Source organism: Leifsonia sp. NPDC080035 (assembly GCF_040050925.1).
Taxonomy (GTDB): Bacteria; Actinomycetota; Actinomycetes; order Actinomycetales; family Microbacteriaceae; genus Leifsonia.
Genome location: NZ_CP157390.1, coordinates 932,545 through 958,451, shown reverse-complemented (window position 1 = coordinate 958,451; position 25,907 = coordinate 932,545). Strand labels below are relative to the sequence as shown.

27 protein-coding genes are annotated in these 25,907 nt (G+C 70.1%); 10 read left to right on the top strand and 17 right to left on the bottom strand.

Annotated features, from left to right (window positions below; genetic code table 11):
- Positions 1–61 precede the first annotated feature (61 nt).
- Together argG and AAME72_RS04615 are read right to left on the bottom strand one after the other, a co-directional pair.
- A complete protein-coding gene (argG, locus tag AAME72_RS04620; RefSeq protein WP_348789065.1) occupies positions 62–1,498 on the bottom strand; it encodes an argininosuccinate synthase in 1,437 nt (478 codons plus the stop codon).
- 44 nt (positions 1,499–1,542) lie between these two features.
- Positions 1,543–2,019 carry a MarR family transcriptional regulator gene (locus tag AAME72_RS04615; protein WP_348789064.1) on the bottom strand — a complete coding sequence of 159 codons (477 nt, stop codon included), beginning with the start codon at positions 2,017–2,019 and terminating at the stop codon, positions 1,543–1,545.
- Positions 2,020–2,078: 59 nt separating this feature from the next.
- Here AAME72_RS04615 and AAME72_RS04610 point away from each other — a divergent pair, with 59 nt between their 5' ends.
- The 7 genes from AAME72_RS04610 (at position 2,079) to AAME72_RS04580 (ending at position 8,221) form a co-directional block, all read left to right on the top strand.
- Positions 2,079–2,696 carry an NAD(P)H-binding protein gene (locus tag AAME72_RS04610; RefSeq protein ID WP_348789063.1) on the top strand — a complete coding sequence of 206 codons (618 nt, stop codon included), beginning with the start codon at positions 2,079–2,081 and terminating at the stop codon, positions 2,694–2,696.
- Positions 2,697–2,863: 167 nt separating this feature from the next.
- Positions 2,864–3,139 (top strand): helix-turn-helix transcriptional regulator, encoded by a 276-nt coding sequence (locus AAME72_RS04605; RefSeq protein ID WP_348789062.1) that lies wholly within the window; start codon positions 2,864–2,866, stop codon positions 3,137–3,139.
- Between the two features lie 11 nt (positions 3,140–3,150).
- The gene (locus tag AAME72_RS04600; RefSeq protein WP_348789061.1) at positions 3,151–4,359 is read left to right on the top strand and encodes a peptidoglycan-binding domain-containing protein; all 1,209 of its coding nucleotides are present in this window, start codon (positions 3,151–3,153) and stop codon (positions 4,357–4,359) included.
- An 18-nt stretch (positions 4,360–4,377) separates the two neighbouring features.
- Positions 4,378–6,261 (top strand): ABC transporter ATP-binding protein/permease, encoded by a 1,884-nt coding sequence (locus tag AAME72_RS04595; RefSeq protein ID WP_348789060.1) that lies wholly within the window; start codon positions 4,378–4,380, stop codon positions 6,259–6,261.
- Between the two features lie 87 nt (positions 6,262–6,348).
- Positions 6,349–6,783: a hypothetical protein gene (locus tag AAME72_RS04590; protein ID WP_348789059.1), complete on the top strand. Its 435-nt coding sequence runs from the start codon at positions 6,349–6,351 to the stop codon at positions 6,781–6,783.
- A 209-nt stretch (positions 6,784–6,992) separates the two neighbouring features.
- Entirely contained in the window at positions 6,993–7,754 is a 762-nt protein-coding gene (locus tag AAME72_RS04585; protein ID WP_348789058.1) for a hypothetical protein, read from the top strand.
- An 11-nt stretch (positions 7,755–7,765) separates the two neighbouring features.
- Entirely contained in the window at positions 7,766–8,221 is a 456-nt protein-coding gene (locus AAME72_RS04580) for a hypothetical protein (protein WP_348789057.1), read from the top strand.
- An 11-nt stretch (positions 8,222–8,232) separates the two neighbouring features.
- On the opposite strand, the gene AAME72_RS04575 is transcribed toward AAME72_RS04580, so the two are convergent.
- The 3 genes from AAME72_RS04575 to AAME72_RS04565 form a co-directional block, all read right to left on the bottom strand.
- Positions 8,233–8,820 (bottom strand): D-alanyl-D-alanine carboxypeptidase family protein, encoded by a 588-nt coding sequence (locus AAME72_RS04575; protein ID WP_348789056.1) that lies wholly within the window; start codon positions 8,818–8,820, stop codon positions 8,233–8,235.
- An 81-nt stretch (positions 8,821–8,901) separates the two neighbouring features.
- Complete coding sequence (locus AAME72_RS04570) at positions 8,902–10,602, bottom strand: amidase (protein ID WP_348789055.1); 1,701 nt, start codon at positions 10,600–10,602, stop codon at positions 8,902–8,904.
- A gap of 124 nt (positions 10,603–10,726) precedes the next feature.
- On the bottom strand, positions 10,727–11,761 hold the full coding sequence (locus tag AAME72_RS04565; RefSeq protein WP_348789054.1) for an agmatine deiminase family protein: 1,035 nt from the start codon (positions 11,759–11,761) through the stop codon (positions 10,727–10,729).
- 58 nt (positions 11,762–11,819) lie between these two features.
- Here AAME72_RS04565 and AAME72_RS04560 point away from each other — a divergent pair, with 58 nt between their 5' ends.
- Positions 11,820–12,425 (top strand): TetR family transcriptional regulator C-terminal domain-containing protein, encoded by a 606-nt coding sequence (locus AAME72_RS04560; RefSeq protein WP_348789053.1) that lies wholly within the window; start codon positions 11,820–11,822, stop codon positions 12,423–12,425.
- Between the two features lie 108 nt (positions 12,426–12,533).
- Here AAME72_RS04560 and AAME72_RS04555 read toward each other — a convergent pair whose 3' ends face one another.
- The 7 genes from AAME72_RS04555 to AAME72_RS04525 form a co-directional block, all read right to left on the bottom strand.
- Positions 12,534–13,583, bottom strand: a complete 1,050-nt coding sequence (locus tag AAME72_RS04555; protein ID WP_348789052.1) for an alpha/beta hydrolase — start codon at positions 13,581–13,583, stop codon at positions 12,534–12,536.
- Positions 13,584–14,450, bottom strand: coding sequence for an alpha/beta hydrolase (locus tag AAME72_RS04550; protein WP_348789051.1), 867 nt, complete (start codon positions 14,448–14,450; stop codon positions 13,584–13,586).
- Positions 14,447–15,193 (bottom strand): 3-hydroxybutyrate dehydrogenase, encoded by a 747-nt coding sequence (locus AAME72_RS04545; RefSeq protein WP_348789050.1) that lies wholly within the window; start codon positions 15,191–15,193, stop codon positions 14,447–14,449. The genes AAME72_RS04550 and AAME72_RS04545 overlap by 4 nt, the downstream gene beginning before the upstream one ends.
- A gap of 157 nt (positions 15,194–15,350) precedes the next feature.
- Positions 15,351–17,660, bottom strand: coding sequence for a glycoside hydrolase family 3 N-terminal domain-containing protein (locus tag AAME72_RS04540; protein ID WP_348789049.1), 2,310 nt, complete (start codon positions 17,658–17,660; stop codon positions 15,351–15,353).
- Between the two features lie 34 nt (positions 17,661–17,694).
- The gene (locus AAME72_RS04535) at positions 17,695–18,567 is read right to left on the bottom strand and encodes a carbohydrate ABC transporter permease (protein WP_348789048.1); all 873 of its coding nucleotides are present in this window, start codon (positions 18,565–18,567) and stop codon (positions 17,695–17,697) included.
- The gene (locus tag AAME72_RS04530; protein ID WP_348789047.1) at positions 18,564–19,583 is read right to left on the bottom strand and encodes a sugar ABC transporter permease; all 1,020 of its coding nucleotides are present in this window, start codon (positions 19,581–19,583) and stop codon (positions 18,564–18,566) included. The genes AAME72_RS04535 and AAME72_RS04530 overlap by 4 nt, the downstream gene beginning before the upstream one ends.
- A 44-nt stretch (positions 19,584–19,627) precedes the next feature.
- Positions 19,628–20,917 (bottom strand): extracellular solute-binding protein, encoded by a 1,290-nt coding sequence (locus AAME72_RS04525; protein ID WP_348789046.1) that lies wholly within the window; start codon positions 20,915–20,917, stop codon positions 19,628–19,630.
- Positions 20,918–21,143: 226 nt separating this feature from the next.
- Between AAME72_RS04525 and AAME72_RS04520 the strand changes: the two genes are divergently transcribed.
- Both AAME72_RS04520 and AAME72_RS04515 read left to right on the top strand, forming a co-directional pair.
- Positions 21,144–22,160 carry a LacI family DNA-binding transcriptional regulator gene (locus tag AAME72_RS04520; protein WP_348789045.1) on the top strand — a complete coding sequence of 339 codons (1,017 nt, stop codon included), beginning with the start codon at positions 21,144–21,146 and terminating at the stop codon, positions 22,158–22,160.
- Positions 22,161–22,263: 103 nt separating this feature from the next.
- Positions 22,264–22,464: a hypothetical protein gene (locus AAME72_RS04515; RefSeq protein ID WP_348789044.1), complete on the top strand. Its 201-nt coding sequence runs from the start codon at positions 22,264–22,266 to the stop codon at positions 22,462–22,464.
- Between the two features lie 6 nt (positions 22,465–22,470).
- Here the strand turns inward: AAME72_RS04515 and AAME72_RS04510 are convergent, their stop codons facing one another.
- The 5 genes from AAME72_RS04510 to AAME72_RS04490 all read right to left on the bottom strand — a co-directional run bounded on the left by AAME72_RS04510 (position 22,471) and on the right by AAME72_RS04490 (position 25,901).
- Positions 22,471–23,445 (bottom strand): Gfo/Idh/MocA family oxidoreductase, encoded by a 975-nt coding sequence (locus AAME72_RS04510; RefSeq protein ID WP_348789043.1) that lies wholly within the window; start codon positions 23,443–23,445, stop codon positions 22,471–22,473.
- Between the two features lie 15 nt (positions 23,446–23,460).
- Complete coding sequence (locus tag AAME72_RS04505; RefSeq protein ID WP_348789042.1) at positions 23,461–23,718, bottom strand: hypothetical protein; 258 nt, start codon at positions 23,716–23,718, stop codon at positions 23,461–23,463.
- A 63-nt stretch (positions 23,719–23,781) separates the two neighbouring features.
- Complete coding sequence (locus AAME72_RS04500; RefSeq protein ID WP_348789041.1) at positions 23,782–24,306, bottom strand: hypothetical protein; 525 nt, start codon at positions 24,304–24,306, stop codon at positions 23,782–23,784.
- A 91-nt stretch (positions 24,307–24,397) separates the two neighbouring features.
- Positions 24,398–25,261 carry an alpha/beta hydrolase gene (locus AAME72_RS04495; RefSeq protein WP_348789040.1) on the bottom strand — a complete coding sequence of 288 codons (864 nt, stop codon included), beginning with the start codon at positions 25,259–25,261 and terminating at the stop codon, positions 24,398–24,400.
- A 34-nt stretch (positions 25,262–25,295) separates the two neighbouring features.
- Positions 25,296–25,901, bottom strand: coding sequence for a TetR family transcriptional regulator (locus AAME72_RS04490; protein ID WP_348789039.1), 606 nt, complete (start codon positions 25,899–25,901; stop codon positions 25,296–25,298).
- Between the last annotated feature and the right edge of the window lie 6 nt (positions 25,902–25,907).

Genomic DNA, 25,907 nt, shown 5'->3' with positions numbered 1-25,907 from the left:
CGCCCCCTGCTCGCGCAGGGTCAGTCGTGCCGAACGGGGTCAGTCGCGGTGTCCGCTGCGCTCAGTCGGTGCCGGAGTCGAAGGCCGCGCCTTCGCTCGACGCGTCGATCTCGCGGGACAGCTCCTCGTCCACCGGGGTGACGTCCAGCTCCAGGATGGAGCGGGCGCTGCCCTCCTCCAGTGCGCCGACGAGCTCGCCGGTCGGGCCGCCGATGAGGCCGGATGCGGCGTACTGCTCCAGTCGCGAGCGCGAGTCGGCGATGTCCAGGTTGCGCATGGTCAGCTGGCCGATGCGGTCGGAGGGGCCGAACGCGGCGTTGCCGACCCGCTCCATCGACAGCTTGTCCGGGTGGTAGCTGAGGGCGGGACCCGTGGTGTCGAGGATCGTGTAGTCGTCGCCGCGGCGCAGCCGCAGGGTGACCTCGCCGGTGATGGCGGAGCCGACCCAGCGCTGCAGCGACTCGCGCAGCATCAGCGACTGCGGGTCGAGCCAGCGGCCCTCGTACATCAGGCGGCCGAGGCGGCGGCCCTCGTTGTGGTAGTTGGCGACCGTGTCCTCGTTGTGGATCGCGTTGAGCAGGCGCTCGTAGGCGATGTGCAGCAGCGCCATGCCCGGGGCCTCGTAGATGCCGCGGCTCTTGGCCTCGATGATGCGGTTCTCGATCTGGTCGGACGCGCCGAGACCGTGGCGGCCGCCGATCGCGTTCGCCTCCAGCACGAGCGCGACCGGGTCGGAGAACTCGACGCCGTTCAGGGCGACCGGGCGCCCCGCCTCGTAGCGGACGGTCACGGTCTCCGGGGCGACCTCGACGTCCTCGCGCCAAGCGGCGACGCCCATGATCGGGTCCACGATGTCGAGGCCGGCGTCCAGCTCCTCGAGGCGCTTGGCCTCGTGGGTCGCGCCCCAGATGTTGGCGTCGGTCGAGTACGCCTTCTCGGTGGCGTCGCGGTACGGGAAGCCGCGCGCGACGAGCCACTCGCTCATCTCCTTGCGGCCGCCGAGCTCCTCGACGAACGCCGCATCCAGCCAGGGCTTGTAGATGCGCAGGCGCGGGTTGGCGATGAGGCCGTAGCGGTAGAACCGCTCGATGTCGTTGCCCTTGTAGGTGGAGCCGTCGCCCCAGATCTCGACGTCGTCCTCCATCATGGCGCGGACCAGCATCACCCCGGTGACCGCGCGGCCGAGCGGCGTGGTGTTGAAGTACGTCTTGCCGCCGGAGCGGATGTGGAAGGCGCCGCACTGCAGCGCGATCAGGCCCTCCTCGACCAGCGCGCGCTTGGCGTCGACGAGGCGTGCAACCTCGGCGCCGTACTCCTTGGCGCGGCCGGGGACGGCCTCGATGTTCGGCTCGTCATACTGGCCGATGTCGGCGGTGTACGTGCAGGGCACGGCGCCCTTCTCGCGCATCCAGGCCACCGCGCAGGAGGTGTCGAGACCTCCCGAGAACGCGATGCCGACTCGCTCACCGACGGGAAGACTGCTCAAGACTTTGGACACGGCTTCAAGCTTAGAGGTTGTGCGCTTCGCGGGCAGGCAGCGGGTCAGTGGCCGCCGTCGATGCCGGGGTGGACGCCTGCGCGGTAACCGGCGGCGGCGACCAGCTTGGTGAGGGTCGCGACGAGCGCCGTGCGTTCGGCGGCGTCCAAGGTGGCGAGCGTCGCCTCCTCCTGCTCGTCGGCGAGCCGCTCGCCGGCGGCCAGCACATCGCGCGCCGCCGGGGTGAGGTGGATGGCGTACGCGCGCCGGTCGTTCGGGTGCCGCCTGCGCTCGACGAGCCCGCGCTCCTCCAGGTCGTCGATCATCGCGACCATCGAGTTGCGGTGCAGCCCGAGCGCCGTCGCGAGCTCCTGCTGCGTCCGGCCCTCCTGACGCGCCAGGTGCGCGAGGACGCCGAACCGGTTGGGCGTGATGCCGAGCGGCGCGAGCGCCGCCGTGAACCGCTGGGCGCTCTGCATGCCGAGCTGGGAGAGGAGGAAGCTCGCGCGCGTCTCGAGCGCGGGGAAGTCGGACGACGACATCCCGATATCGTACCAATGCATGATTGCACATGACTGTGACGATCACTTACTATGACGACATGCGAGTGACAATCTTCGGAGCAGGCGGCCGCACCGGACGCCTGCTCGTCTCCCGGGCCCTCGACCGCGGCGACGCGGTCACGGCCGTCCTGCGCAGGCCGCAGGAGCTGGATCCGCGTGCCGAGCTGCGCGTCATCCCCGACTTCGCCGACACCGATGCGCTGCGTTCCGCGATCGAGGGATCGGGTGCCGTCCTCTCGGCGATCGGACCGCGCTCGCGGAAGGACGCACCGGTGGCCGCGCCGGCGACCCGGCTAATCCTGGCGGCGGAACCGGACCGCATCGTCGTGATCAGCGCCGCCCCCGTCGCGCCGCCTCCACCGGACGACAGCCTGATCAGCCGCCGCATCGCGCTGCCGCTGATCGGTCGCATCCTGCGCCCGGTCTACGACGACCTCCGCGCGATGGAGGACGAACTGGCGGCCTCGGGCTCGGCCTGGACGGCGTTCAGGCCGCCCATGCTCACCGGCGGCGCGGCGACCGGCCGCTACCGCACCAGGGTCGGCGGCAGCGTCCCGCGCGGTTTCACGGTGTCGCGAGCGGACCTCGCCGACGCGATGCTGGAGAGCCTGGGGCGACCGGAGACCGTGCGTCAGCCGGTCGGGATCGCCGGCTGAGCCGGGGCGACCGCGGGTTACCCCCGGGCCTCGACATGTCGCCGGCCTGAACGGCCGGCTGCGTGCTCCGGGGCCGGGATGTCTCTTCGAACTTAGATCTAGAATATTATATGCTCTCGTCACAACCGCTTCCGCGATGGGGTCAAGCGACGTGAATGAGGAGCGACATGTTCGAGAACCACGAACCGGATGATGCCGGCCCAACGTCGGGGCTGGGCCCGGTTGGCCGCCCACTCTCCGCGCGAGAACGGGAGATCCTCTTGCTCCTCGCGGACGGGCACACGAACCGCAGTATCGCGGAGGCGCTCAACATTGCGATCGGGACCGTCAAGCGGCACTTGGCGAATGCGTACCCGAAGCTTGGCGTCGATTCCAGGCTTGCCGCCGCGTTGCGTGTTCGTGAACTCGAGAGCGCGATCGGCGATCGGATGCCGCGACCGTGAGCACTCGGGTCATGAGGAAACGCGTGGCCGCACCTCTTTTCGCGCTCCTCTCGATCACACTATTGGGCATCGGATGGGTTCTGGCGTTCGTTTTCCAGTCGGGAGCGCAGCGCGAGGCAGCGGCAAGCGCCCCGCAGCCCCATCCGGTTACGAGCCAAGTGTTCCGGGGCACCCTCGAGCAAACGATGAGCGCACGCGCTGATGTGGGTCGAGAAGTCAATGAGAGGCTGCCGCTTCCTCACGTTGACGACACGTCAGTCATCACTCGTCGTACGATCAGCGCGGGAGACGACGTACAGGCCGGCTCTCCGCTTCTCGAGATCAACGGACGCCCGCTCTTCGTGTTTGCGGGCGCCTTTCCGTTCTACCGTGACCTCGAGCCGGGGATGGATGGGCCCGATGTCGCCCAGCTGCAGTCGGCCCTGAGCGCGTCGGGGCACCCGGTGTCGGTGGATGGTCGACTCGGGTCCGAGACCGTCGCCGCAGTAACGGCCCTGTACTCGGCAGCCGGGTACAACCCTCCCAGTGTGTCGACGCCTGCTCCGGTCGAACAGGGCATCGCGCCGTCGGAGATGGGCTCGGCCACGCACTCTCTGCCCTCGCCGACACTCCGAATCCCGCAATCGGAACTCCTCGTCGTATCCCAGACGCCTTGTTATCTTGTCGAGGCACCTGCCCTCGGCCAGGTCGTGACGCCTGAGACGACAGTCACCCTCGAATATGGCAAGGTCGTCGCCGTTGCCGAGATTGCGGCCGCTGCCGGTGGCCGCCTTGAGCAAGGTATGGCCGTGCACCTCGACGACGGTCGCGGTGAAAAGCTTCTCGGCGAGGTGGCGTCCGTTGGCGATGTAGCGACGGTTCCGCCTGACTCGTCCAAAGCTCCGGCTGCCGGAAGGGTGGAGTCAAACGGGTCTTCGGCCTCGAGCGCTCTTCGCTTGGTCTTTTCAGGAGCGGATGGGGGGTCCCTTCCCGAAAAGTGGCTGCATACGAACGTCCTCGCCGTGATCTCGATTCGCCTGGTGGCCACGGACTCGTTGATCGTTGCTTCGATCGCCGTCGTTCCCAACGGTAACGGTCCTCCCGTGGTCTACAAGCGGCTCTCAGACGGTAGCTTTCGGGCCGTCGACGTGAAGGAGGAGGCTGTCTTCGAGGGAAAGTCCGCGATCAGGCCCGTTTCGGAGGGGCAGATCGACGCAGGCGATGTTGTGAGGGTGGGCTAGCTGATGGTGCGTCTCCACATGAGGGACGTCACCCGCATCGTTGGTGCCGAGAGCTCGGTGACGGTGCTCAAAGGAATTTCGCTTGTCATCACTCAGGGCGAGTTCACCGCTATTGAAGGGCCTTCGGGCGCGGGAAAGTCCAGCCTTCTGAATATCGTCGGCGCGCTCGATGCTCCGACATCGGGTGACTACGCGATCGACGGTCAGCAGACCCGTTCCGCCGCCGACAGAGAACTCTCGCGCATTCGATCCGGAACATTCGCCTTCGTATTCCAAAGCTTCCACCTGATGGACCGGCGGCCCGCCGTCGATAACGTAGAGCTCGGGCTGCTCTATCGGGGCGTAAAGGCGCACGAGAGGCGGACGCGGGCGCTCGAAGCGATGGCGGCCCTCGGGATCGAGAGGCTCGCTCATGTTCGAAGCGGCAACCTTTCAGGAGGGGAGCGACAGCGGGTAGCGCTTGCTCGAGCGCTAGCGTGCAAGGCCCCGGTCGTCATTGCGGATGAACCCACCGGCAACCTGGATTCTGAGAATGCGCAGGTCGTTGTGCGAGCATTGCGCGAGCTCCACGAATCAGGAACGACGATTGTCCTGGTCACGCATTCGCCCGAGATCGCTGCGGTGGCTTCTCGGCGAATTGGCATCGCGGACGGACGAGTCGTTCGAGAGTCCCATCACGTCGACACGGCCGAAGCGGGGTCGACACGCGTGTCGAGCTCGCAAATTCCGGGCGCATCGTCGCGGCTGAGGCTGACCGATCTGCTTCGCGATTCCGTTGCGAACATCTCCTCTCGCGGAGGCAAGACGGCCGGACTCGTCGCTGCAGTCGCGCTTGCCGTTTCCTTGACGGTTGGGAGCCTTGGCGTCGCCGGTTCGGCGGGGTCTCAAGTGTCGGCGCGATTTGACGAACACGCCAACCGGGATGTCACCGTCGAATGGCCCTCGACCGGCCTCGACGATCAGTCGGCTGAGATGCGTAGCGGCCTGAGGGATCGGCTGGCAGGCGTGGCGGGCGTAGACAGCGCCTCCATCATTGAGAATCACGGGCAAACGAGTGTCCAGACCGGCAGTTCGCGAGAGGTACGGCTCGTCACGGGGTTCACAGGAACTCGCGAATCCGCTTCGTCCGCCCGGTTGAAAGTGACCTGGGCGCCGGGCGTCTCGAAGAAGTTGGCGCGGGGTCAACTGCTTATGGGGTCGACCTTTGCGCGGCAGCTGGAGCTCGCACCCCCCTCGCTCTCGCCGGTCGTCCTCATCGAAGGTGAGCCGTTCCAGGTCATCGGTCTCGTCACCCAGTCGCCGCGACTCCCAGAGCTGTTGGCAGGCGTCCTGCTGTCGACCGAGGATTCGGGCGTGCTCAATGCTCCCGAGAGAACGCGGGCTCTCATCCTCACCCGCTCAGGTGCCGCACAGCAGGTCGCACGTCAAGCACCGCTCGTGGTCGATCCTTTCGATCCGACGAGCCTGACGGTGAGCGCTCCGGTAGACCCCCGTACACTCCGCTCAGAAGTCGAGGCCGACGTGTCCACGACGCTGCTCGGCTTGACGGGTCTCGCGCTGTTGGCGGCCATCGCGGGACTGGCGAACGCGATGGTGCTCTCCGTGACCGAAAGGAGACAGGAGCTTGGGCTCCGGCGAGCGATCGGTGCGAGGCGCTTGCACGTCTCTGCGATGATCCTGTGCGAGTCGGCGTACATCGGCCTCATCGGTGGATGTGCCGGACTCGCGCTGGGGCTGGGAGGGGTTCTCGCGGTGACGATCAGCCAGCGGTGGATCCCCGTATTCGACCCGCTTCTCGCGCCTCTTGCGATTCTGGGGGGAATCGGCGTTGGAGCCTTCGCCGGAGTCGTTGCCGCATGGAGGGCATCGAGAATCCAGCCGAGTGAAGCCCTGCGCCTCTGAGAATGCATCCGTTGATACATTGTACTCCATATTAAGAACTGCAAATATCACAGATATTCACTGTTGGGCACGAAGGGTGGGAATCTGATGAAGTTCTTGAAGAAGGCTCTGGCCGCGGCTGTTGCCACGGGTGGAATCGCTGCGTTGAGTCTGGCGACTGCTGCTCCGGCCTCGGCGGCGGCCTCCAACTGTCCATCCGGCTTTAGCTGCCATTGGTCGGATGCCAACTACGTCACCCAAGGCTCCGGCGGGTGGTACGTCGCGTTCACTTCGTATGCGAGCGACTTCCAGCTGTACTACTACGGTTCGTACAGCGGGGAGGTGAACATTCCCGGAAAGATCGGAGCGAACGACTCTGCGTCGTCGATCTACAACAACGGGAACAGTTGCACGTCGGGCTACTATCGCGACGCCCGCTACGGCACTCTGGCCATCCGGACCACGAAGAAGACGGGCTGGGCGAATCTTGCGGTCTCCGGTGGGTACAACGACGACCTGTCCTCTGGCCAGTTCATCTGCTGAAACTGAACACCCAGTTGGGGCGGCGCGGACGCGATCCGCGCCGCCCCTCACCTGAAGTCAAGGGGAATCGGATGAAGAGGAATGCTCGCGTCGGCCTGGGAGTGACGTGTGCCGTTGTCGTGGCGACTGCATTGTGGGGATGCACTCACGAGAAGGGGCCCGATCCAGGGCCACTCCCAGCGAAGAATATCGCTCAATGGACGATGCCATTGGATGACTACGTGTACTCGCACACAATCCAGACGGACTACGCGGAGGACCTCCTCACGCGCCCGTGCATGACCGAGAAGGGGTACGACTGGGCTGTTCCGTGGCGAAATCTCGAAGCGCTCCAGAGCGAGTCGTACAACCACATCGGGCTCCGCCTCTTCAACCTCGGCCTGGCCAGCCAGTTCGGTTATCACAGCGCACCCAACACAGACCCGAGTGCTGTGGCACGGATGGAGGTCGTCAGACAGCACGCCACGATCCCTGCAGATGAGGACGCTGCACTAACCGCATGTCTGGCCGAGGTTCGAAAGACGCTCCCGGTGCTTCCGCTCGATGCCCAGAACGCCGCCAACTACTCGAATGACGCTCTCGACGAAGCGAGAACGAGCGACGTGGTCGTCAAGGCGGCCGCCGACTGGCGGGCATGCATGGAGCCAGAGGGGATCGCCGACCTTCCAGCAAACCCCGATGAGATGCCAACGCCCGGGCTCAGTCAGCAGTTCGGGCTCGTCGGGGATGGGGAGGCCGAAAGCGCAATCACTGCCGAGGAGATCCGGATAGCAACGGCCGACGCCACATGTCAGGAGTCCAGCGGATTCAAGCAAGCGTTGTACGACCAGGAATGGAGCAATCAAATCGCCGTCATGGCAGCGAACGCCGATGACCTGGCTCGGATTCGCGATCTCTTGTCCGAGAACAAGAAGCGAGTCCTGGACATCATTGCTCAGAACGCGCCCGACGAGCCACGAGAAGGACGATGAAAGCTAGCAACGTGATCGACCGCCAGCGCCGACGGCGCTTTGCCGGAGTGGCGTGCGTCGGAGTCGTGGCCGTGGTCTTGATGGGTTGTGCGGCTCCATCCCCGACTTCTCAGGAGATCCGGCCCGTTGAGGACTTCGCCGGTGTCCCGGACGGGACCTACGCGCCGCCCGGCACAGAACCCGGGACCGACTATGCCGTCTGGACCACGGACGGAAAGCACATCGGCATCGTTCTCTTCGGGAGTTCAAGCTGTCCGGAGCGAGCAACGAAGATGACTGTGCCCGAGGGGTTTCTCGAGTCGACCGTCGCGCTTGCGCCGCCTGACAGATCGAAAACCTGCACGACAGACTCGGCCCCGCACACGACGCTCTTCGATGCGCCTGAATTCTTCCGTGCGAACGGGTCCGACGTCATGATCGGCCTTCTGTCGGGCAAGGTCGTCCTTTCGCACGGTGGGGGAAACTGAAGCTACGACCCTCACCCGCGGCCGTCGGCGTCCTGCGCGGGGCACTCGCCGCCGGGCTCCGTGAGCAGCTCGAAGTGCCACGCCTCGTTGGCGTAGCGCTGGCAGAGCCCCCACTCGGCGCCGAACCTGCTGAGGAAGTCCATCGCGTCGGCGGTCGCGATGTCCACCGCCCGGCCTGCGACGTGCTCGGAGTCGGAGCCGCGCTTGGCCCAGCGCAGGGCCTCGTCCTCGCTCCCGTATTTCCGCACGGCCTGGGCGAACAAGTACTCCTGGTAGCGCTCCGACCGCCAACCGTCGGCGATGGTGATCGCGGTGCCGCGCTCCTGCTGTGCCGCCGCCGCGGCGGCGTTCAACGCCGAGCGCAGCGCCGGGTCGAGGCGCGTGACCGCGGGCCGGTCGCTGTCCAGCGGGAGGGACGAGCCGTCGGGGATGTAGCCGTCCGCGTCCGTGAGCTCGCTGCTGTCGGAGACGGCCGAGCGCGCGGGGGCCGGTGCCGACGGTGCGCCTGCGACCGCGGCGGAGCAGCCGGCGAGACCGCCGAGCAGGGCGAGCGCGGCGGAGGCGGCGATGGCGGCACGGGCGAGGCGGAGGGGATGCATCCCTCCACGCTCGCAGCCCCGCGTCCGGCGGTCGTCCGCCGGAAGGCGCATCCTTCTCCGTCGCTGGGGGGATGCCGCGGGCTACCCCAGGCGCGGCGTGCGCGGCGGCTCCGTGCGGCGGCTGCCGGTCGCCTCGAAGGCGGCGGCCAGCGTCAGGAGCGCCGCGTCGTCGTAGGCGCGGCCGGCGAACGTGAGCCCGACGGGCATCCCGATGTCGGACATCGTGCCCATGGATACGGTGACCGTCGGGATGCCGAGGTGCCGGGGGACGAGGTTGCCGTTGGCGACCCAGACGCCGTTGCGCCAGCCGAGGTCCGCGGACGCCGGGTTCACGTCCATGTCCGCCGGTCCCACGTCCGCCACGGCCGGGAACACCACCGCGTCGAGGCCGAGGCCGTCCATCCACTCCTCCAGGTCGACGCGACGGGTCTCCTCCAGCCCGCGGACCCCGTCTGCCAGGTGCGGGATGCTCTCCATCGTCGCGCCGGGATGCTCGCGCACCCAGGCCGGGTACTCCGCGATGTCGTCGTCGAAGCCGGTGTAGCGGTCGGGGAGCGCGCCCTCCGGGTGCGGGAAGATGCGTGCGCCGTCCACGTCCGCGAGCGTGCTCAGCGCCGGGTCGCCGTTCGCGGCGAGGAAGTCCTCCCATCCCCACGCCGAGAGGTCGACGATCTCGCTGCGCAGGTACTCGGGGCTCACGAGTCCCCGCGTGGCGATGGTCGGAGCGCCGGGACGGTCGCCCTCGTAGTTCGAGACGACGGGGAAGTCGGTCTCGACCACCTCGGCGCCGGCCGCCTCGAGGTCCCGACGGGCCGCCTCCCACAGCTCGATCACGGAGGGCCGGGTCTCGATCCGCCGGCCGGTGGGACCGCCGATGCCGGGGTGTTCGGCCGTGCCGGCCTCGTCGTCGGCGTTGATGTACATGCGCGGGATGCCGACGCGGACGCCCGCGAGCGAGCGCGATCCGGCGAGGGCGGGATACGAGTCCGGGCGCAGCGCGGACGCGGCGGGGATGCTCACCCACGGCTGCACGCGCCAGAAGTCGCCGCGGGTCTCGGCGTCGTCGGCGACGATCACGTCGAGCACCTCCAGCAGGTCCGCCATGCTGCGGGTGTGCGGGACGACGACATCCATCGTCGGCACCAGCGGCCAGTTGCCGCGCACCGAGATCACGCCGCGCGAGGGCGTGTACGCGCACAGCGCGTTGTTGGACGCGGGTGCGCGCCCGGACGACCAGGTCTCCTCGCCCAGGCCGAAGGCGGCGAAGCTGGCGGCGGTCGCGGTGCCGGAGCCGTTGGACGAGCCGGAGCCGAACGCTGCGGTCAGGTAGTCGCCGTTGTACGGGCTCTCGGCGCGACCGTAGACGCCGCGCTGCATCCCGCCGTTCGCCATCGGCGGCATGTTGGTGAGGCCGAGCAGGATGGCCCCGCCCGCCCGCAGCCGCTCGATCGTGAAGGCGTCGCGCTGGGCGATCAGGTGCTCGAACGCGGGGGACCCCGCGGCCGCGGTGAGACCCGCGGCGAGGTAACTGTCCTTGGCGGTGTACGGGATGCCATCGAGCGGACCGCGCGTCTCGCCGCGGGCGCGCCGCTCGTCGGACGCGGCGGCCTCGGCGCGGGCGTCCGGGTTGCGGACGACGACCGCGTTCAGGTGCGGACCGGCCGCGTCGTAGGCGTCGATGCGTGCCTGGTAGGCATCCACCAGCTCGACGGCGGTGACCTCGCCGGCCTCGAGCGCTCGCCGCAGCTCGGCGATCCCGGTCTCGACGACGTCGAAGCTCATGAGGTGGACCGTTCCTTCATCCGGAGGATGTGTTCGACACGCCGCGCGGATGTCCGTTCGAACGGAGATCCGGCCGCGGATGCGGAGACCAGTCCGGAGTTGTGAGGGGCGGCGACGTCGACGCTCATGCGGTCACCGCCGGCTGCTGCTGGGTGATGCAGTGGATGCCGCCGCCGCGCGCGAAGATCGGGCGCGAGTCCACCATGGTCACCCGGCGGCCAGGGTAGGCGGCCTCGAGGATTTCGGTCGCCTCGGCGTCGGCCCGCTCCTCGCCGAAGCCGCAGGCGACGATCCCGCCGTTCACGACGAGGTGGTTCACGTAGCTCCAGTCGACGAAGCCTTCCTCATCGCGCAGGGTCTCCGGGGCGGGCAGCTCGACGATGTCCCAGGCACGGCCCGCCGCGTCGGTGGTGCCGGAGAGGAAGGCGCGCAGCTCGCGCGAGACCTCGAAATCGGGGTGCTTGGGGTTCCGCTGGGTGTGCAGCAGCAGCCGGCCGGGGGAGGGGATGGTCGCGACGATGTCGACGTGACCGTTCGTGCCGAACTCGTCGTAGTCGCGGGTGAGCCCGCGCGGCAGCCAGATCGGATGGGTCGCCCCGATCGTGCGGGCGAGCTCCGCTTCGACGCGCGCCCTGTCCGCGTACGGGTTGCGGCGCGGGTCGAGCTGGACGGTCTCGGTGAGCAGGACCGTGCCGTCGCCGTCGACATGGATGCCGCCGCCCTCGTTCACGAGGACCGAGCTGACCAGCTCGGCGCCGGTGCACTCGGCGACGAAGCGGGCGATCTCCGCCGACTTCCGCCACTCGGACCACGCCGGGTCGCCCCAGCCGTTGAAGGTCCAGTCCACCGCGCCGAGGACGCCGGGGCGCTCGTCGTCGACCACGAACGTCGGACCGAAGTCGCGCATCCAGAACTCGTCGAGCGGCGCCTCCACCTGCTCGACGTGCGAGCCGAGCATCCGGGCGGCGCGCTCGCGCTCACTCGGGTCGACGACCATCGTGACCGGCTCGTACTCGGCGACCGCGTGCGCGACGTCGGTCCACGCCCGGTAGGCCTCCTCGGCGGACGCCGCGTCGTCGCCGAGGGTGATCCCGGCGCGGGGGAACGCCATCCATGTGCGCTCGTGATCTGCGGTCTCGGCGGGCATGCGCCAGCTCATCTGGAACCTCCGGGCTCTATTGATCGGATGATCAATAGATACCTATACTGGACCCACGATGTCAAGAGCAGCCCGCAAACCGCCGGCCGAGCGCCGCGCCGAGTTGGCCGCCGCCGCACGGTCCCTCGCGCTCGCCGAGGGCCTCGCCGCGGTGACGCTGCGCGGCGTCGCGGCCTGCGCCGGGGTCGCCCCCGCCTTGGTCGCGCACTACTACGAGTCGATGGACGCCCTGGTCGCCGACACCTTCTCCAGCGTGGTCGCAGCGGAGATCGACGACGTCCGCGCGCTGCTGGCCGCGGCACCGGATCCCGTCGCGCGCCTCCGCGCACTCGTCGCCACCCTCCTCGACGGCTCCCGCGACGACGTCACCCTGATCTGGGTCGAGGCGTTCGCACTGGGACGCCGCAGCGAGACGCTCGGCGCCGCGGTGCGCGTGCAGATGGACGCGTGGCGCGCGGTGATCGAGGGCGTGATCGCGGACGGCGTGGCCGCCGGCGCCTTCCGCACCGACGAACCGGAGGCCGTCGCCTGGCAACTGCTCGGCATGATCGACGGTCTGAACGCCCAAGCTCTCGTCCGCTGGGGCGGGGCCGCCGACCGCGGCTCCCAGCTGGCCCACGCGCTCGAGGGGATGCTCGGGCTGCGGCGCGGGGAGCTGCACTAGCGGCCCCGCACTCGCCGGCGCTCTGCGCCGCCATCGCTTCCGGAGGTGTTCACGCAACACGCCGGTGCGAGGCGTGAAGAACTCCGGAAGCGACGGACGCCACCGGGCTCAGCCGATCCAGGCCTGCAGCTCCGCCAGGAACTCGGCCGGCTTCTCGATGTGCGGGGAGTGGCCGCAGTCCTCGAAGACCACCTCGTGCGTGTCGCCCCCTGCGGCCGCGTAGCGTTCGAGCACCGCCCGGATCTGGGCGAGCATCGGCTGCGGAGGGGCCACCTCCTCGCCGGGCCAGCCGGGCACGATGCCGGCGGCGCCCAGCTGGTTGAGGTCGAAGAAGGAGGCGTCGTTCACGATCGCGTCGACGGCGCCGTGGATCCAGAGGATGGGCGGTTTGGGGTCGGCTTCGACGATGCCGGAGGTGTCGAAGTACGTCGGCGCCATCGTGTTCAGCACGCCCCGCGGTCCCGGCGCGAAGCCCGGCCACTCGGCGGTCGCGGTCGCGTCGCCCGGGTAGTTGTCCTCGCCCGTCGCGGTCGAGAGCATCGACTCCACCCACAGGTCCTCGTACTCGCTGGTGAACCCGGGCGCGACGTACGCCGAGCGGTAGACGGCCCGCGGCGAGGTCGGCGACTCCTCTCCCGTGTCGCCGGCGGCCAGGCGGGCGACGAAGTCGGGATTGGCGCCGCCACCGCCGGAGCCGGACGCGTCCGCGTTGAGCAGGCTGCCGTCCGCCGCGGTGCCGCCGAACCCGTACGGCGACACGGTCGAGACCAGGGTGAGGCTGCGCACAAGGTCGGGCCGATCGAGGAGCAGCTGCATCACGACCCCGCCGCCCATGCTCCAGCCCACCAGGTGCACCGCACCGGTGCCGAGCTCGTCGAGCACGGCCGCGACATCGTCAGAGAAGTCGCGGACGCCGCGGGTCGCGTCCACCGGCAGCGTCTCGCTGTCGCCGAAGCCGCGCAGGTCGACCGCCAGCGCACCAACCGAGGCGGGAAGGGCGAGCATGACCGGTTGCCAGAACAGCGACGACGACACGTTGCCGTGCACGAACACGACGGTCGTGGTGGCAGCGGGCGCCGGACGCTCGAGCACGTTGGCGGTGGAACGGGGAGTGCGGACGCTGCGGGCGTCGATGCCGGCGAGCAGGGTTCCTGGCATTCAGTTCTCCTTCGGGTGGTGTCCGATCCGTGGTGGAGCCGGCAGGTGCGGGGTGAGCTGGCGCGCGCCCTCCTGCGTCATCAGGATCGTGTAGTGGTTGACGTCCTCCGCCTCGAACGCCTCGAACCACGGCAGACGGCCGCGCCATCCCGCGACCGTCGACGGGTCGTACAGCGGCTCGGCGTCGAGCAGCCCGCGCGGGGCGCGCACGAACGCGATCGGGAGGGTGAGCCCGGCCAGCGCCTCCTCGTAGCCGGCGCTGCCGTCCAGCTCCTGCGCGTTCACCGCCATCGCCTCCTCCGAGACGCTGGAGCGGAGCTCCGGCGCGGTGCCGGTCAGGTCGTAGCGGGCGTACTCCTCGACCGCGTCGTTCCACCACGGGCCGAGCGCAGGGTGCCGGCGCCAGAACGCGAGGTACTCCTCGACGCTCGGGAACGTCATCCGGAGCCGGTCCCGCGCGGGTCCGAGGTCAACGTCGCCGTGCACCGGCAGGCCGCCGTCGATGAGGACGAGCCGCTCCACGCGGTCGGGATGGCGCTCCGCCAGCCGCACCGCGACGAACGCCCCCATCGAGTGGCCGACGACGATCGCGCGCTCCACGCCGAGTGCGTCGAGCATCCTGGCGACGTCGTCCGCGTGGTCGACCAGCCCGTACGGCCCGGGCAGGCCGCCGCTCCGGCCGCGCCCGCGCAGGTCGGGCGCGATGAATCGGACGCCGGGCAGGGCGTCGGCGACGACCGACCAGGCGACGTGGTTGGAGGTGATGCCGTGGATGCCGACCAGGGGCATCCCGGACGCATCGCCGTTCCACTGCCCGCCGGCGAGCTCGCCGCCAGGCACGGGGACCGCGAACGGGGCGGCACTCACTTCGCGCTCCAGCCGCCGTCGATGGTGTAGCTGGCGCCGGTGACCATCCGCGCGCCGTCGCCCGCCAGCCAGAGGGCGAGGCCGGCCACCTCCTCCGGCTCCACCAGGCTCTTGATCGCGGGCTCGCTCAGCATGATCCGCTCCAGGACCTCCGCCTCCGGGATGCCGTGCAGGCGGGCCTGGTCGGCGATCTGCTTCTCGACCAGCGGCGTGCGCACGTAGCTCGGCTCGATGCAGTTGGAGGTGACGCCGTGCGCCGCCCCCTCCAGCGCCGTCACCTTCGACAGGCCCTCGAGGCCGTGCTTGGCGGCGACGTACGCGGACTTGAACTCGGAGGCGCGGATGCCGTGGACGCTGGAGACGTTGATGATCCGGCCGAAGCCGCGCTCGTACATCCCGGGCAGCGCCGCCCGGATGAGCAGGAACGGCGCCTCCAGCATGATGCGCAGGAGGAGCGCGAACGACTCCGGCTCGAACTCGTGGATCGGCCGCACGTGCTGGAGCCCGGCGTTGTTGACCAGGATGTCGGTGTCGAGCCGCAGGTCCCCGAGCGCCTCGGTGCGGGAGAGGTCGACCTCCCACGCCTCCCCGCCGACGCGCTCCGCGGCCGCACGGGCGGCGTCGCCGTTCAGGTCGGCGACGGTCACGTGCGCGCCCGCTGCGGCGAACGCCTCCGCGCACGCCAGGCCGATGCCGCTCGCTCCGCCCGTGATGAGGGCTCTGCGCCCCGAGAGGTCCGCCATCGTCGCCTTCCTTCCCGGGCCTCGCGCGCCCCTCGGGCCGCACTCTACCCGCGGCCCGCCCGGACACGGAAGCACCCGGCACCAGCCGACGGCGACGGGAACGCGAACGCCCTCATCCGCACGGGATGAGGGCGTTGGCGTGCGCTTCGGGGGAGCCTCAGACGGTGGGAGCGGGAGCCGTCGCGGCCACCTCCACGCCGACCAGGCGGCCGTCCGCGGCGGTGACCGGGTGGACGGCGCCGGTCAGCGCGATGCGGGTCTCCGTCTCGCGCACGGCGCACGACGGGCCGACCCACAGCTCGACGTCGCCCGGCTCGACGATGCGCACACCGTCGCGGCCGGTGAAGGCGAGACGGGCGGTCGGGACGCGGAACCGGACGACCGCCTCCTCGCCCGCCGCCAGCGGGAGCCGGGCGTAGCCGAGCAGCTGGGCGACCGGACGCGTGACCGATCCGTAGACGTCGCGGGCGTAGAGCTGCACGAGGTCGGTGCCGTCGCGGTCGCCGGTGTTCCTGACCGTGACGGTCGCCTCGAACACGTCGCCGGCGGCGACCGCCTCGTCCGCCTCCAGCGCGCTGCGCTCGAAGGTCGTGTAGCCGAGACCGTGGCCGAACGGCAGCACGGGAGTGCTGTCGGCGCTCGTCACATCGGACGGCCCGCCGAGCAGCGGGTGCAGGTACGAGAACGGCTCTGCGCCCGCGGAACGCGGCAGCGAGACCGGAAGGTGGCCGGTCGGTGAGACGCGTCCCGAGAGGACACCGGCGAGCGCACGGCCGCCCTCCTCGCCGGGGAAGAACGCCTGCAGCACGGCCGCGGGCGCGTCCGCGCCCTCGATGGCCCAGCCGATCGCATACGGCCGGCCGGAGAGCACGACCACCACGGTCGGCGTCCCGGTGCGGACGACGGCCTCGACCAGCTCGCGCTGCACGCCGGGCAGCTCGAGGCTCTCCACGTCGTTGCCCTCGCCGACGGTGCCACGGCCGAACAGACCGGCCCGGTCGCCGACGACGACGATGGCGACGTCCGCGCCGGCGGCGGCCGACGCCGCGGAGGGGATGCCGGACCGGTCGTCGCCGTCGACGTCGCAGCCGCGCTCCGCGACCAGCTCGGCGGCGGGGAACTCCTCGCGCAGGGCGTCGAGCACCGGCGGGATGGCGAACCCGAGCGGCACCTCCGGGTGATGTGCGAGAACGTGGTTGGCGAACGAGTAGCAGCCCATCAGCGCCTCGGCCGCATCGGCGTTCGGGCCGATCACCGCGATGCGCCCGGCGTTCGCGGCGAGCGGCAGCGCGCCGTCGTTCGTCAGCAGCACGAGCGACTCCTCCGCGAGGCGGAGCGCGAGCGCCCGGTGCTCCGGGGTGTCGAGGTCGATCGCGGTGGGCGGGTTCTCGAACGTCTCGTCCAGCAGGCCGAGCTCCTCCTTCTGCGCGAGCAGCCGCAGCACGGCCCGGTCGACGAGCGTCTCGTCGGCGAGCCCGGCCCGGATGCGCTCGGCGAGCGGGGTCAGGAAGGCGTCGCCGGTCGGCAGCTCGACGTCGATCCCGGCGGTCAGCGCGAGCTCCGCCGCCTCGCCGCGGTCCGCCGCGATGCGGTGCATCGTGTGCAGGAACGCGACCGCGAAGTAGTCGGCGACGACCGTCCCGTCGAAGCCCCACTCGTCGCGCAGGATCCCGGTCAAGTACGCCGGGTTCGCCGCGACGGGCACGCCGTCGATCTCGGCGTACGAGTTCATCACCGAGCGGACGCCGCCGTCGCGGACGGCCATCTCGAACGGCGGGAGCAGCACATCCCGCACCTCGCGCTCGCCGGCGTGGACGGGCGCGTGGTTGCGCCCCGCCTGCGACGCGGAGTAGCCGACGAAGTGCTTGAGCGTTGCGTGCACGCCGGACGACTGCAGGCCGCGCACGTACGCGGTGCCGATGGTGCCGACGACGTACGGATCCTCGGCGATGCACTCGTCGACCCGGCCCCAGCGCGGGTCCCTGATCACGTCCAGCACCGGCGCGAGGCCCTGGTGGATGCCGAGCTCGCGCATCGAGGCGCCGATGGCCGCGCCCAGCTCCTCCACCAGCTCCGGGTCGAAGGCTGCGCCCCAGGCGAGCGGTGTCGGGAAGGTCGCCGCCTTCCACGCGGCGAGCCCGGTGAGGCACTCCTCGTGCACCAGCGCGGGGATGCCGAGCCGGGTCTGCTCGCGGAGCCTGCGCTGCTCCGACCAGAGCCAGGATGCGCGCTCCACCGGGTCGACCGGGCGGGTCCCGTACACGCGGGTGAGATGGCCGATGCCGTTCGCCGTCGCGTCCTCGTAGCTGGTCGCGACGACCATCTCGCCGTCGAGCGGCGCGACGTTGTCGTCGCCCTTGTCGACCCAGTAGCCGACGAGCTGAGCCAGCTTCTCGTCCAGGGTCATCTCGGCCAGCAGCCGTCTGACCCGTTCGGAGGCGGCCGGGAGTGAGGGAGTCGTAGTCATGCTTCTTTCCTGAAACGTGTGGGGACGGCCGGGCTCAGCCCTTGACCGCTCCGGTGAGGCCGCCGACGATGCGGCGCTCGAAGATGCTGAAGAACACCAGCGCGGGGATCATCGAGAGCGAGGTGAACGCGAGCACGGCCGCGGTGTCCATGGCGTATTGCCCGGAGAACGCCTGCACGCCGAGGGGCAACGTGAACGACGACTGGTCGTTCAGGATGAACAGCGGGAGCAGGTAGCCGTTCCAGCTTCCGATGAAGGCCAGGAGGCCCGTTGTGATCACGCCGGGCATCGCAAGGCGGATCACCATCCGGAAGAAGAAGCCGAGCCGGCCGAGGCCGTCGATGAACGCCGCCTCCTGGAGCTCGTCCGGGATGGCGCGCAGGAACGGCACCAGGATGATGATGGTGGTCGGCAGAGCGAACGCGATCTGCGGGATGATGACGCCGCCCAGCGAGTTCATCAGTCCGAGGTTGCGGATCACGATGTACAGCGGGGTGATCGCGACCGTGATCGGGAACATCAGCCCGGCGGCGAACAGGGCGTAGAGGACCCCGCGCCCGCGGAAGGAGTACCTGGCCAGGACGTAGCTGGCCATGAGGCCGAGGAACACGGCCCCGATCGTGGTGCCGAGCGCCGCGATCACCGAGTTCAGCGCCTGCTGCCAGAACGTGCCGCCGGTGAGGACGGTGAGATAGTTCGAGAAGTTCCACGGGTTCGGGAGCCCGGACGGGTCGACCGTGATCTGCGCGTTCGTGCGGAAGCCGCCGATGATGATGTACGCGATCGGTGCGAGCATCAGCGCGATCACCACGAGCGCGATGAAGTAGACGACGGGCGAACCCCAGGGGAGGCTCTTGCGCTCCGCGCGGCGCTTCGCACGGGCGGTGGGTGCGGCGAGGGCGGTCATCGTGCCTTCCTTTCCTTGGCGGCCTTCTCGGTCTTCTTCTGCTCCTTGGTGGTGAGGGCGCCCTCCGTGTCCCTCCGCAGGACGAAGCGCTGGTAGAACAGCGCGACGATCAGCGAGATGAGGAAGATGACGACCGCGACCGCGTTGCCGTAGCCGTAGGAGCCGGCGTTGCGGCCGTTCGCGACCATGTAGGTCGCCATGGTCGAGGTGCCCGCGGTGCCGGCGACGTACTGACCCCAGACGATGTAGACGAGGTCGAACAGCTGCAGGGCGCCGATGATGGAGAGGAAGGCCCAGATCCGCAGGGTCGGGGCGAGCAGCGGCAGGGTGATCCTGCGCTGGATCTGCCAGTAGCTCGCGCCGTCCAGCGCGGCTGCCTCGTACAGCTCCTCCGGGACGCCCTGGAGGCCGGCGAGGAAGAGGATGGTCGCGAAGCCGATGTACTTCCAGGTCAGGATCGCCATCAGCGTCCAGATCGCGATGCTCGGATCCGACAGCCACTCGGTCGCGAGCCAGCCGAGCCCGATGTTCTGCAGAAGGTCGTTGAGCGCCCCGTTGCTGGCGAGCATGAGGCTGAGGCCGGTTCCGACCACGACCTCGGAGATCACGTACGGGACGAAGATCAGCACGCGGATGATGGACTGGCCCTTCATCCTGCGGTTCAGCAGCAAGGCCAGCAGGATGGCGAGCGGGCCCTGGATGACCAGGGACATCACCACGATGAAGGCGTTGTGGCCGAGGGCGCTCAGGAATTCGGGATCGGTGAGGATGACGACGTAGTTCTGCAGGCCGATGAAGTCGGTGACGGGTCCGTACCCGTTCCAGCGGAAGAAGCCGTAGTAGGCGGCCATCACCACGGGCAGGATGACGAAGGCCACGAAGACGATGACGGCGGGGCCGGCAAGGAGGGCGATCTCGGCCCTGCCTCCCCAGCGGCCGCGGCGGGAGCGCGGCCGCGACGGGAGCGACGCCGTTGCGCCGCTCCCGTCGTGCTGCGCGAGATCCGCCGTCGACACGGAATCGGTCGAGGTTTTCTCGCGGATGGAGCTCACGGGATGTCTCAGCCCTTCTTGCCCGCGTTGTTCGCGGCGGCGACGAGACCCTTCGGGTCGCTCTTGCCCGCGAGCATGTTGACGACGGCCGTGTTGAGCGCGTTTCCGACGTTCTGGCCGAGGACCGTGTCCAGCCACTGCGAGACGAACGGCGCCTTGTTGTAGGCGGCGAGGACGTCCTTCAGGTAGGGCTCGGTGACCTTGGCCTGCGCCTCGGTGTTGACCGGCGGGGCGTTGAACGCCTTGTAGTAGGCCTCCTCGACCGGAGTGGTCGCGATGTAGTTCAGGAAGTCGACGCACTCCTTCGGGGCCTTGGCCGAGCAGGAGTAGCCGTCGACGCCGCCCATCATCGAACCGGGCTCGCCGTCACCGGCGTTGTCCAGCTCGGGGAACGGGTAGAAGCCGAGGTCGGGCAGCGGCTTCTGGTCCGGGGTGAGTGATGCGATCACACCCGGGTCCCACGCTCCCATGAGCTCCATGGCCGCCTTGTGGTTGGCAAGCAGGCCAGCGGACGAGCCGGCGCCCTGCTGTGCAGAGGTGGTGAGGAAGCCGTCGTTGAACGGCTTCTGCTTGGCGAAGTCCTGCAGGTCCTCAGCGGCCTTCAGCCAGCACGCGTCCGAGAAGTCCTTGCTGTCCGCGCTCTTCTCCATGGTGGAGGCGGAGCACTCGCGCAGCGCGAACCAGTAGTACCAGTGCGCCGCCGGCCAGGCATCCTTGCCACCGAGCGCGATCGGGGCGACGCCCTTCGCCTTCAGCTTCGCGACGTCGGCACTGAGGTCGCTGATGGTGGCGGGCGCCTCGGTGATCCCGGCCGCCTTGAAGAGGTCCTGGCTGTACCAGAGGCCGCCGGGGAGCACCGCGACCGGCATCGCGTAGATCTTGTCCTGGTAGGTCTCCGCCTTGAAGGAGCCCTCGGAGATGTTCTTCTTGGCGTCGGCGCTGATGCCGCTGGTGAGGTCCTTCAGCTGGCCGGCCTGTGCCTCGGCGTTCATCTTGCCGCCGCCGCGCTGCAGGAAGATGTCCGGGGCGTCGCCGGAGTTGAGGGCGGTCTGGAGCTTGCCGTCCAGGTCCTCGTTCTGCACCTGCTGGATCTTGATGGTGACGTTCGGGTTCGCCTTCTCGAAGCCCGCGACCGTGTCCTTCCAGAACTGAGCGCCGGGTCCCGTCGCAGCGTTGTGCCAGAAGGTCATCGTGACCTTGCCGCCCGACGCGTCGTTCGACGTCCCGCTACAGGCGCTCAGTGCGAGCGCACCAGCCGCCAGGACGGCGGCCCCGGTCAGGAACTTGGTGACTTTCATGTGATTCCAACCTGTTCTCTTCGTTGAGCGGCATCCGCGCGGATGCCCCGGTGTCTCGAGCGCGCCGGATATCGGCTGTGGTCCGCCTCGTGAGGGAGGAGGCGCGTCTCGCAGGGGGCCCGGGGCGACCCCGGACGCTGACGAGTGTCGCAACCCTCCTGCAAGGTGTCAAACGTTTTCGAAATCCTTTTCGAAATCCTTTTCGAGCTTGCTAGGCTGCACCGCTATGGGACGACGACCAACCATCAACGACGTGGCGCGCGCGGCCGGGGTTTCGGCCGCGACGGTGTCCAAGGCGGTCAACGGCCGCTACGGGGTCGCGGCGCACACGGTCGAGCGGGTGCTCGAGGTCGTCGAAGAGCTCGGCTATGAGTCCAGCCTCGTCGCGAGTAGCATGCGAGCACGGCAGACCGGCGTGATCGGCGTGCTGGTGGCGGACTTCGAGCCGTTCAGCGCGGAGATCCTGAAGGGCGTCGGCGCCGCGCTCAGCGACTCGCGCTACGACCTCCTCGCCTACAGCGGCAGTCGCCAGCTCGCACCCGAGGGCTGGGAGCGCCGCTCGCTCAGCCGCCTGAGCGGGACGCTGATCGACGGCGTGATCATGGTCACGCCGACGGTCGTCAACGTCTCGGCGGATGTGCCGATCGTGGCCATCGACCCGCACACGGGCCGCGCCGATCTGCCCACGATCGAGTCGGACAGCTTCGGGGGCGCTCGCAACGCCGTTGCCTTCCTCGCGGGGCTCGGCCATCGGCGGATCGGATTCGTCGCCGGCCGTCCTGACCTGCGCTCATCGGCCGCTCGCGACGCCGGGTACCGCCGCGCACTCGCGGATGCGGGCATCCCGTTCGACCCCGCCCTGGTCGCCGTCGGGAACTACGAGCAGGAGAGCTCCCGGGACGCCGCGCGCCGGCTGCTCGGACGGGCCGACCCGCCGACGGCGGTGTTCGCGGCGAACGACCTCTCCGCGATCGTCGTCATCGAGGTGGCGTCCGAGCTGGGGCTGGATGTGCCGGGCGACCTCTCCGTGGTCGGTTTCGACGACATCCCGGAGGCATCGCGGTTCTCGACGCCGCTCACGACGGTACGGCAGCCGATGGGCCAACTGGGGGCGGCCGCGGCGGAGATGGTGGTCGCACTGATGAACGGCGAGCAGCCGGACCCGACCCACATCCGGATGCCGACCCGGCTCATCCGTCGCGCCACCACGGCCCCGCCCGCCGCGCTCCGCGAGACGGCCTGACGGCGGCCTCGCGCTCCGGCTTCTCCGCCCGCTCCGCCCGCTCCGGCCTCGACGCGGAGCGCCCGGTCGCGGGAGAATGCACGCGACGGCGGAGGAGGCGCGCATGGGGGACGGCGGCAGGACGCGGGTGATCGAGCGGGCGGGGCCGTGGGGCTTCGTGTTCCTGCTCGCCTACATCGGTGCGGCGATCTACTTCGTCTCGGTGTCGGACGGCTCCTTCTGGGGCATCGTCCTCGGCCTGCTCCAGGCGATCGTCTGGCCGGCCTACGTCGTCTACCACGTGCTCGTGCTGCTGCACGCCTGACGCGCTTCAACTGCCGGGGTAGACCAGCCCGATCCGCTCGCGGACCGCATCCAGCGTCCCCATGATCTCGACGGACTGGCGCAGCGGCATCCGCGGGTCCTCGCCCCCGCCCACCTCGATCAGGCGCTCCATCGCCCGTGCCTGGTACTGCATCCCGCGGCCGGTGACGGTCGCCTCGAAGCGCTCGATCAGCCGGTCCTCGCTGTCGAGCACGCGGAACGAGGTGGGCGAGAAGAAGAACGGGTCCAGCTCGATGCGGCCCGACGTCCCGACGATGACGGCGTCGTTGCTGCCGCGCGCGTCGAGGCCGCAGGTGAGGACGGACTGCGCCCCGCCCGCGTGGGACAGCAGGATGGCGGTCTGCCGGTCGACGCCGGTGGCGGTCGACGCGGAGGCCGCCTGCACTGCGGTCGGGGCGCCGAGCACATCCCAGGCGAACGACACCGGGTAGATGCCGAGGTCGAGCAGCGCGCCGCCGCCGAGGGCCGGGTCGAGCATCCGGCCGGCCGGGTCGGCGCTCAGCCGCTGGGCGTGGTGCGCGACGACGGTGCGCACCTCGCCGATGGTGCCGTCCGCGATGACCTCGTGCAGCCGGAGGATGTGCGGCAGCCACCTGGTCCACATCGCCTCCATCGCCACGAGCCCGCGCTCCGTTGCAGCGTACGCGATCCGCTCCGCCTCCGCCCGGTTCATGGTGAAGGGCTTCTCGACGAGCACGTGCTTGCCCGCCGCGAGGGCGAGCAGCGCGTTCGGTGCGTGCTGGGGATGCGGCGTCGCGACGTAGACGACGTCGACGTCCGGGTCCGCCACGAGCTCCTCGTAGCTGCCGTGCGAGCGCGGGATGCCGTGCGCCGCGGCGAACCGCGCGGCCGACTCCGGCGCGCGCGAGCCGACGGCTCCGACGGTGTGGCCGTGCAGCTGCAGGTCTGCGGCCATGGCGGCGGCGATGCCGCCCGTGCCGAGGATTCCCCAGGAGGTCATCCCCTCAGCCTAGGGTCAGGCGGGTGCGACCGCCCTGGAGGGCTCGACCGCGACGGTGACGCGGCGCGGGGCGGCGTCTGCGAGGGCGGCCCAGGCGCGGTCGCCGTGGGTGTAGAGCGTGAGCGGGCGGCCCAGCGTCGCGGCCGCCTCACGGGCCGCGGAGCGCCACTCGATCAGCTGGATGTCCAGTTCGTCGGCCCGCACCATCACCGGCCCGGCGAGAAGCCGTCGTCCGATGTCCAGCACCAGCTGCGCGCGTCGATTCCTGTCCATGCTCCCAGTAGAGCCGGATCCGGTGAACCGCACCAGGGGATTGCGCGGGGCCTGCGGATGTGCCTACCGGTCGCGGTCCGGTTCGGCGCCCGGCTCGGCGTCCGCCCGGTGACGGGTGCGCGGGGACACGGGCAGGCGCGGCGAGCCGAGGATGGGGAGCTGCAGCCACTGCGGCACGCCGGCCCGTCGCCCGGCGAGCCAGAAGCCCGCGGCGCATCCCACGAGCAGGAGGAGCCCGCCCCAGAGCGCGAGCGGCGCCCAGGCGCCGAGCAGGTCGCGGGCGCCTTCGATCGAGCCGAAAGCGATGCCGGCGACGCCGACCACGAGGCCGAGACCGAGGAACCCGGCGCCCGCCTTCACCGCCTCCCCGCCGAGCACGGCGGCGATCGCGAGCGGCACCAGGACGCCGCCGACCACGACGCCGGCCGCGACGGCGCCGAGGGTCTCGCCCGCCTCGCCCGGCACTGCGTCGGAGGCGAAGCCGAGGGCGAAGCCGCCGGCGACGAGCACGCCCATCGCGATGAGCAGCGCGGTCGTGGCGACGCGGATGAAGCGGTCGCTGAACCGGTAGCGTCTGGCGGGCGTCACGCCGTCCACTCTACGAGGCGCGAGTGCGGCGTTACGGAACGACTGCGGTGGGGCGCCGGGCCGCAGTCGTGACACGGAGGCGCAGTCGCGGTCACTGGGCGCGGAAGAAGGCGGCGAGGGCGGCGGTGAGGTCGTCGGGCGCCTCCTCCGCCATGTGGTGGCCGGAGTCGATCGGGTGGCCGGTCACGTCGTCCGCCCAGGCCGGCCAGATGGCGAGCGGGTCTCCGAAGAGCTCCTCCAGGTCGTCGCGCGACGACCACAGCGCGAGCAGCGGTTGCGTGAGCCGGCGGCCGGCGGCGCGGTCGGCCTCTTCGTCGGCGCGATCCACCGTGAGGCCCGCGCGGTAGTCCTCGAGCATCGCCCGCACCACCTCGGGCCGGTGGATGGCGTCCCGCCGCTCCGCGAAGTTCTCCGGCCCCATCGTCGCGGGGTCGCCGCCGTACCAGGCGTCAGGGTCCGCGCCGATGACGCGCTCGGGGATGCCGGGCTGGGCGAAGAAGAACCAGTGGTACCAGGCGGTCGCGAACTCGGGCGTCATCCGGTCCAGATGCTCGACGATGGGGATGCTGTCGAGCAGCGCGACCGCGCGCACGGCCTCTGGGTGGTCCATCGCGAGCCGGAACGCGACGTAGCTGCCGCGGTCGTGTCCCGCCACCGCGAACGAGCTGTGGCCCAGCGCCCGTGCGACGGCGAGCACGTCCGATGCCATCGCCCGCTTGGACGCCTGGGAGTGGTCCGGCCGCGGCACCGGGGCGGTGGAGCGTCCGTAGCCGCGAAGGTCGGGCACGATGACGCGGAACCCGGCGTCCACCAGCGCGGGGGCGACGCGATGCCAGGTCGCCCCCGTGCGCGGATGCCCGTGCAGCAGCACGACGACGGGACCGTCCCCGGCGTGCCTGACGTGGATGCGCGCCTCCGGCGTCGCGACGTCCTCGACCGTGAATCCCTCGAACACGTCCCGGATGGTACGCCCGCGTCGGCCGGGCGCCTCAGCGGACGGCGGTCGGTGCGCCCAGTCCGTCCGCCGCCGCGCGCATCGCCGCCTCCGCGCTCTCGACGGTGATCAGGCTGTTGCCCGCGACGATGTGCAGGCCGTAGGCGTCCTCCAACGCGACCAGGTTCATGGCCAGGGTCTCGATCGGCAGCGCGGGGGCGAATGCGCCGGACGCTGTCCCGCGCTCGAGGATGTCGGTGTAGGTGGCGAGCTGCCTGCGGTACATCCGCTCGACGAGCTCGTCGTGCAGCGCCGAGGTGCCGGCGAGCACGTCGAACTCGTAGAGCAGGCGCATCAGCGCGTCGTCCGGTCCGCTCGGCAGGCCCTCCCGGATCGCCGCCGCGAGCTGCAGCTGCGGCTCCGGGATGCCCGCGACCACGGCGTCCCTCCGGTCGCAGAACCGCTCGAGGCCGGCGCGGTGCGCCTCCACGAGCAGCTGGTCGAGGTCCTCGTAGTAGTAGAGGATCGCGCCGCGGGTCAGCCCCGCCTTCTCGGCCACGTCCGCGAGCGAGAGTGAACGCAGGCCGCGCTCGCCGACCGCGCTGAGCGCCGCCTCGATGAGCCCGGCGCGGCGCTCCTCCTGCTTGCGGGGTCTGGCCATGCCTCG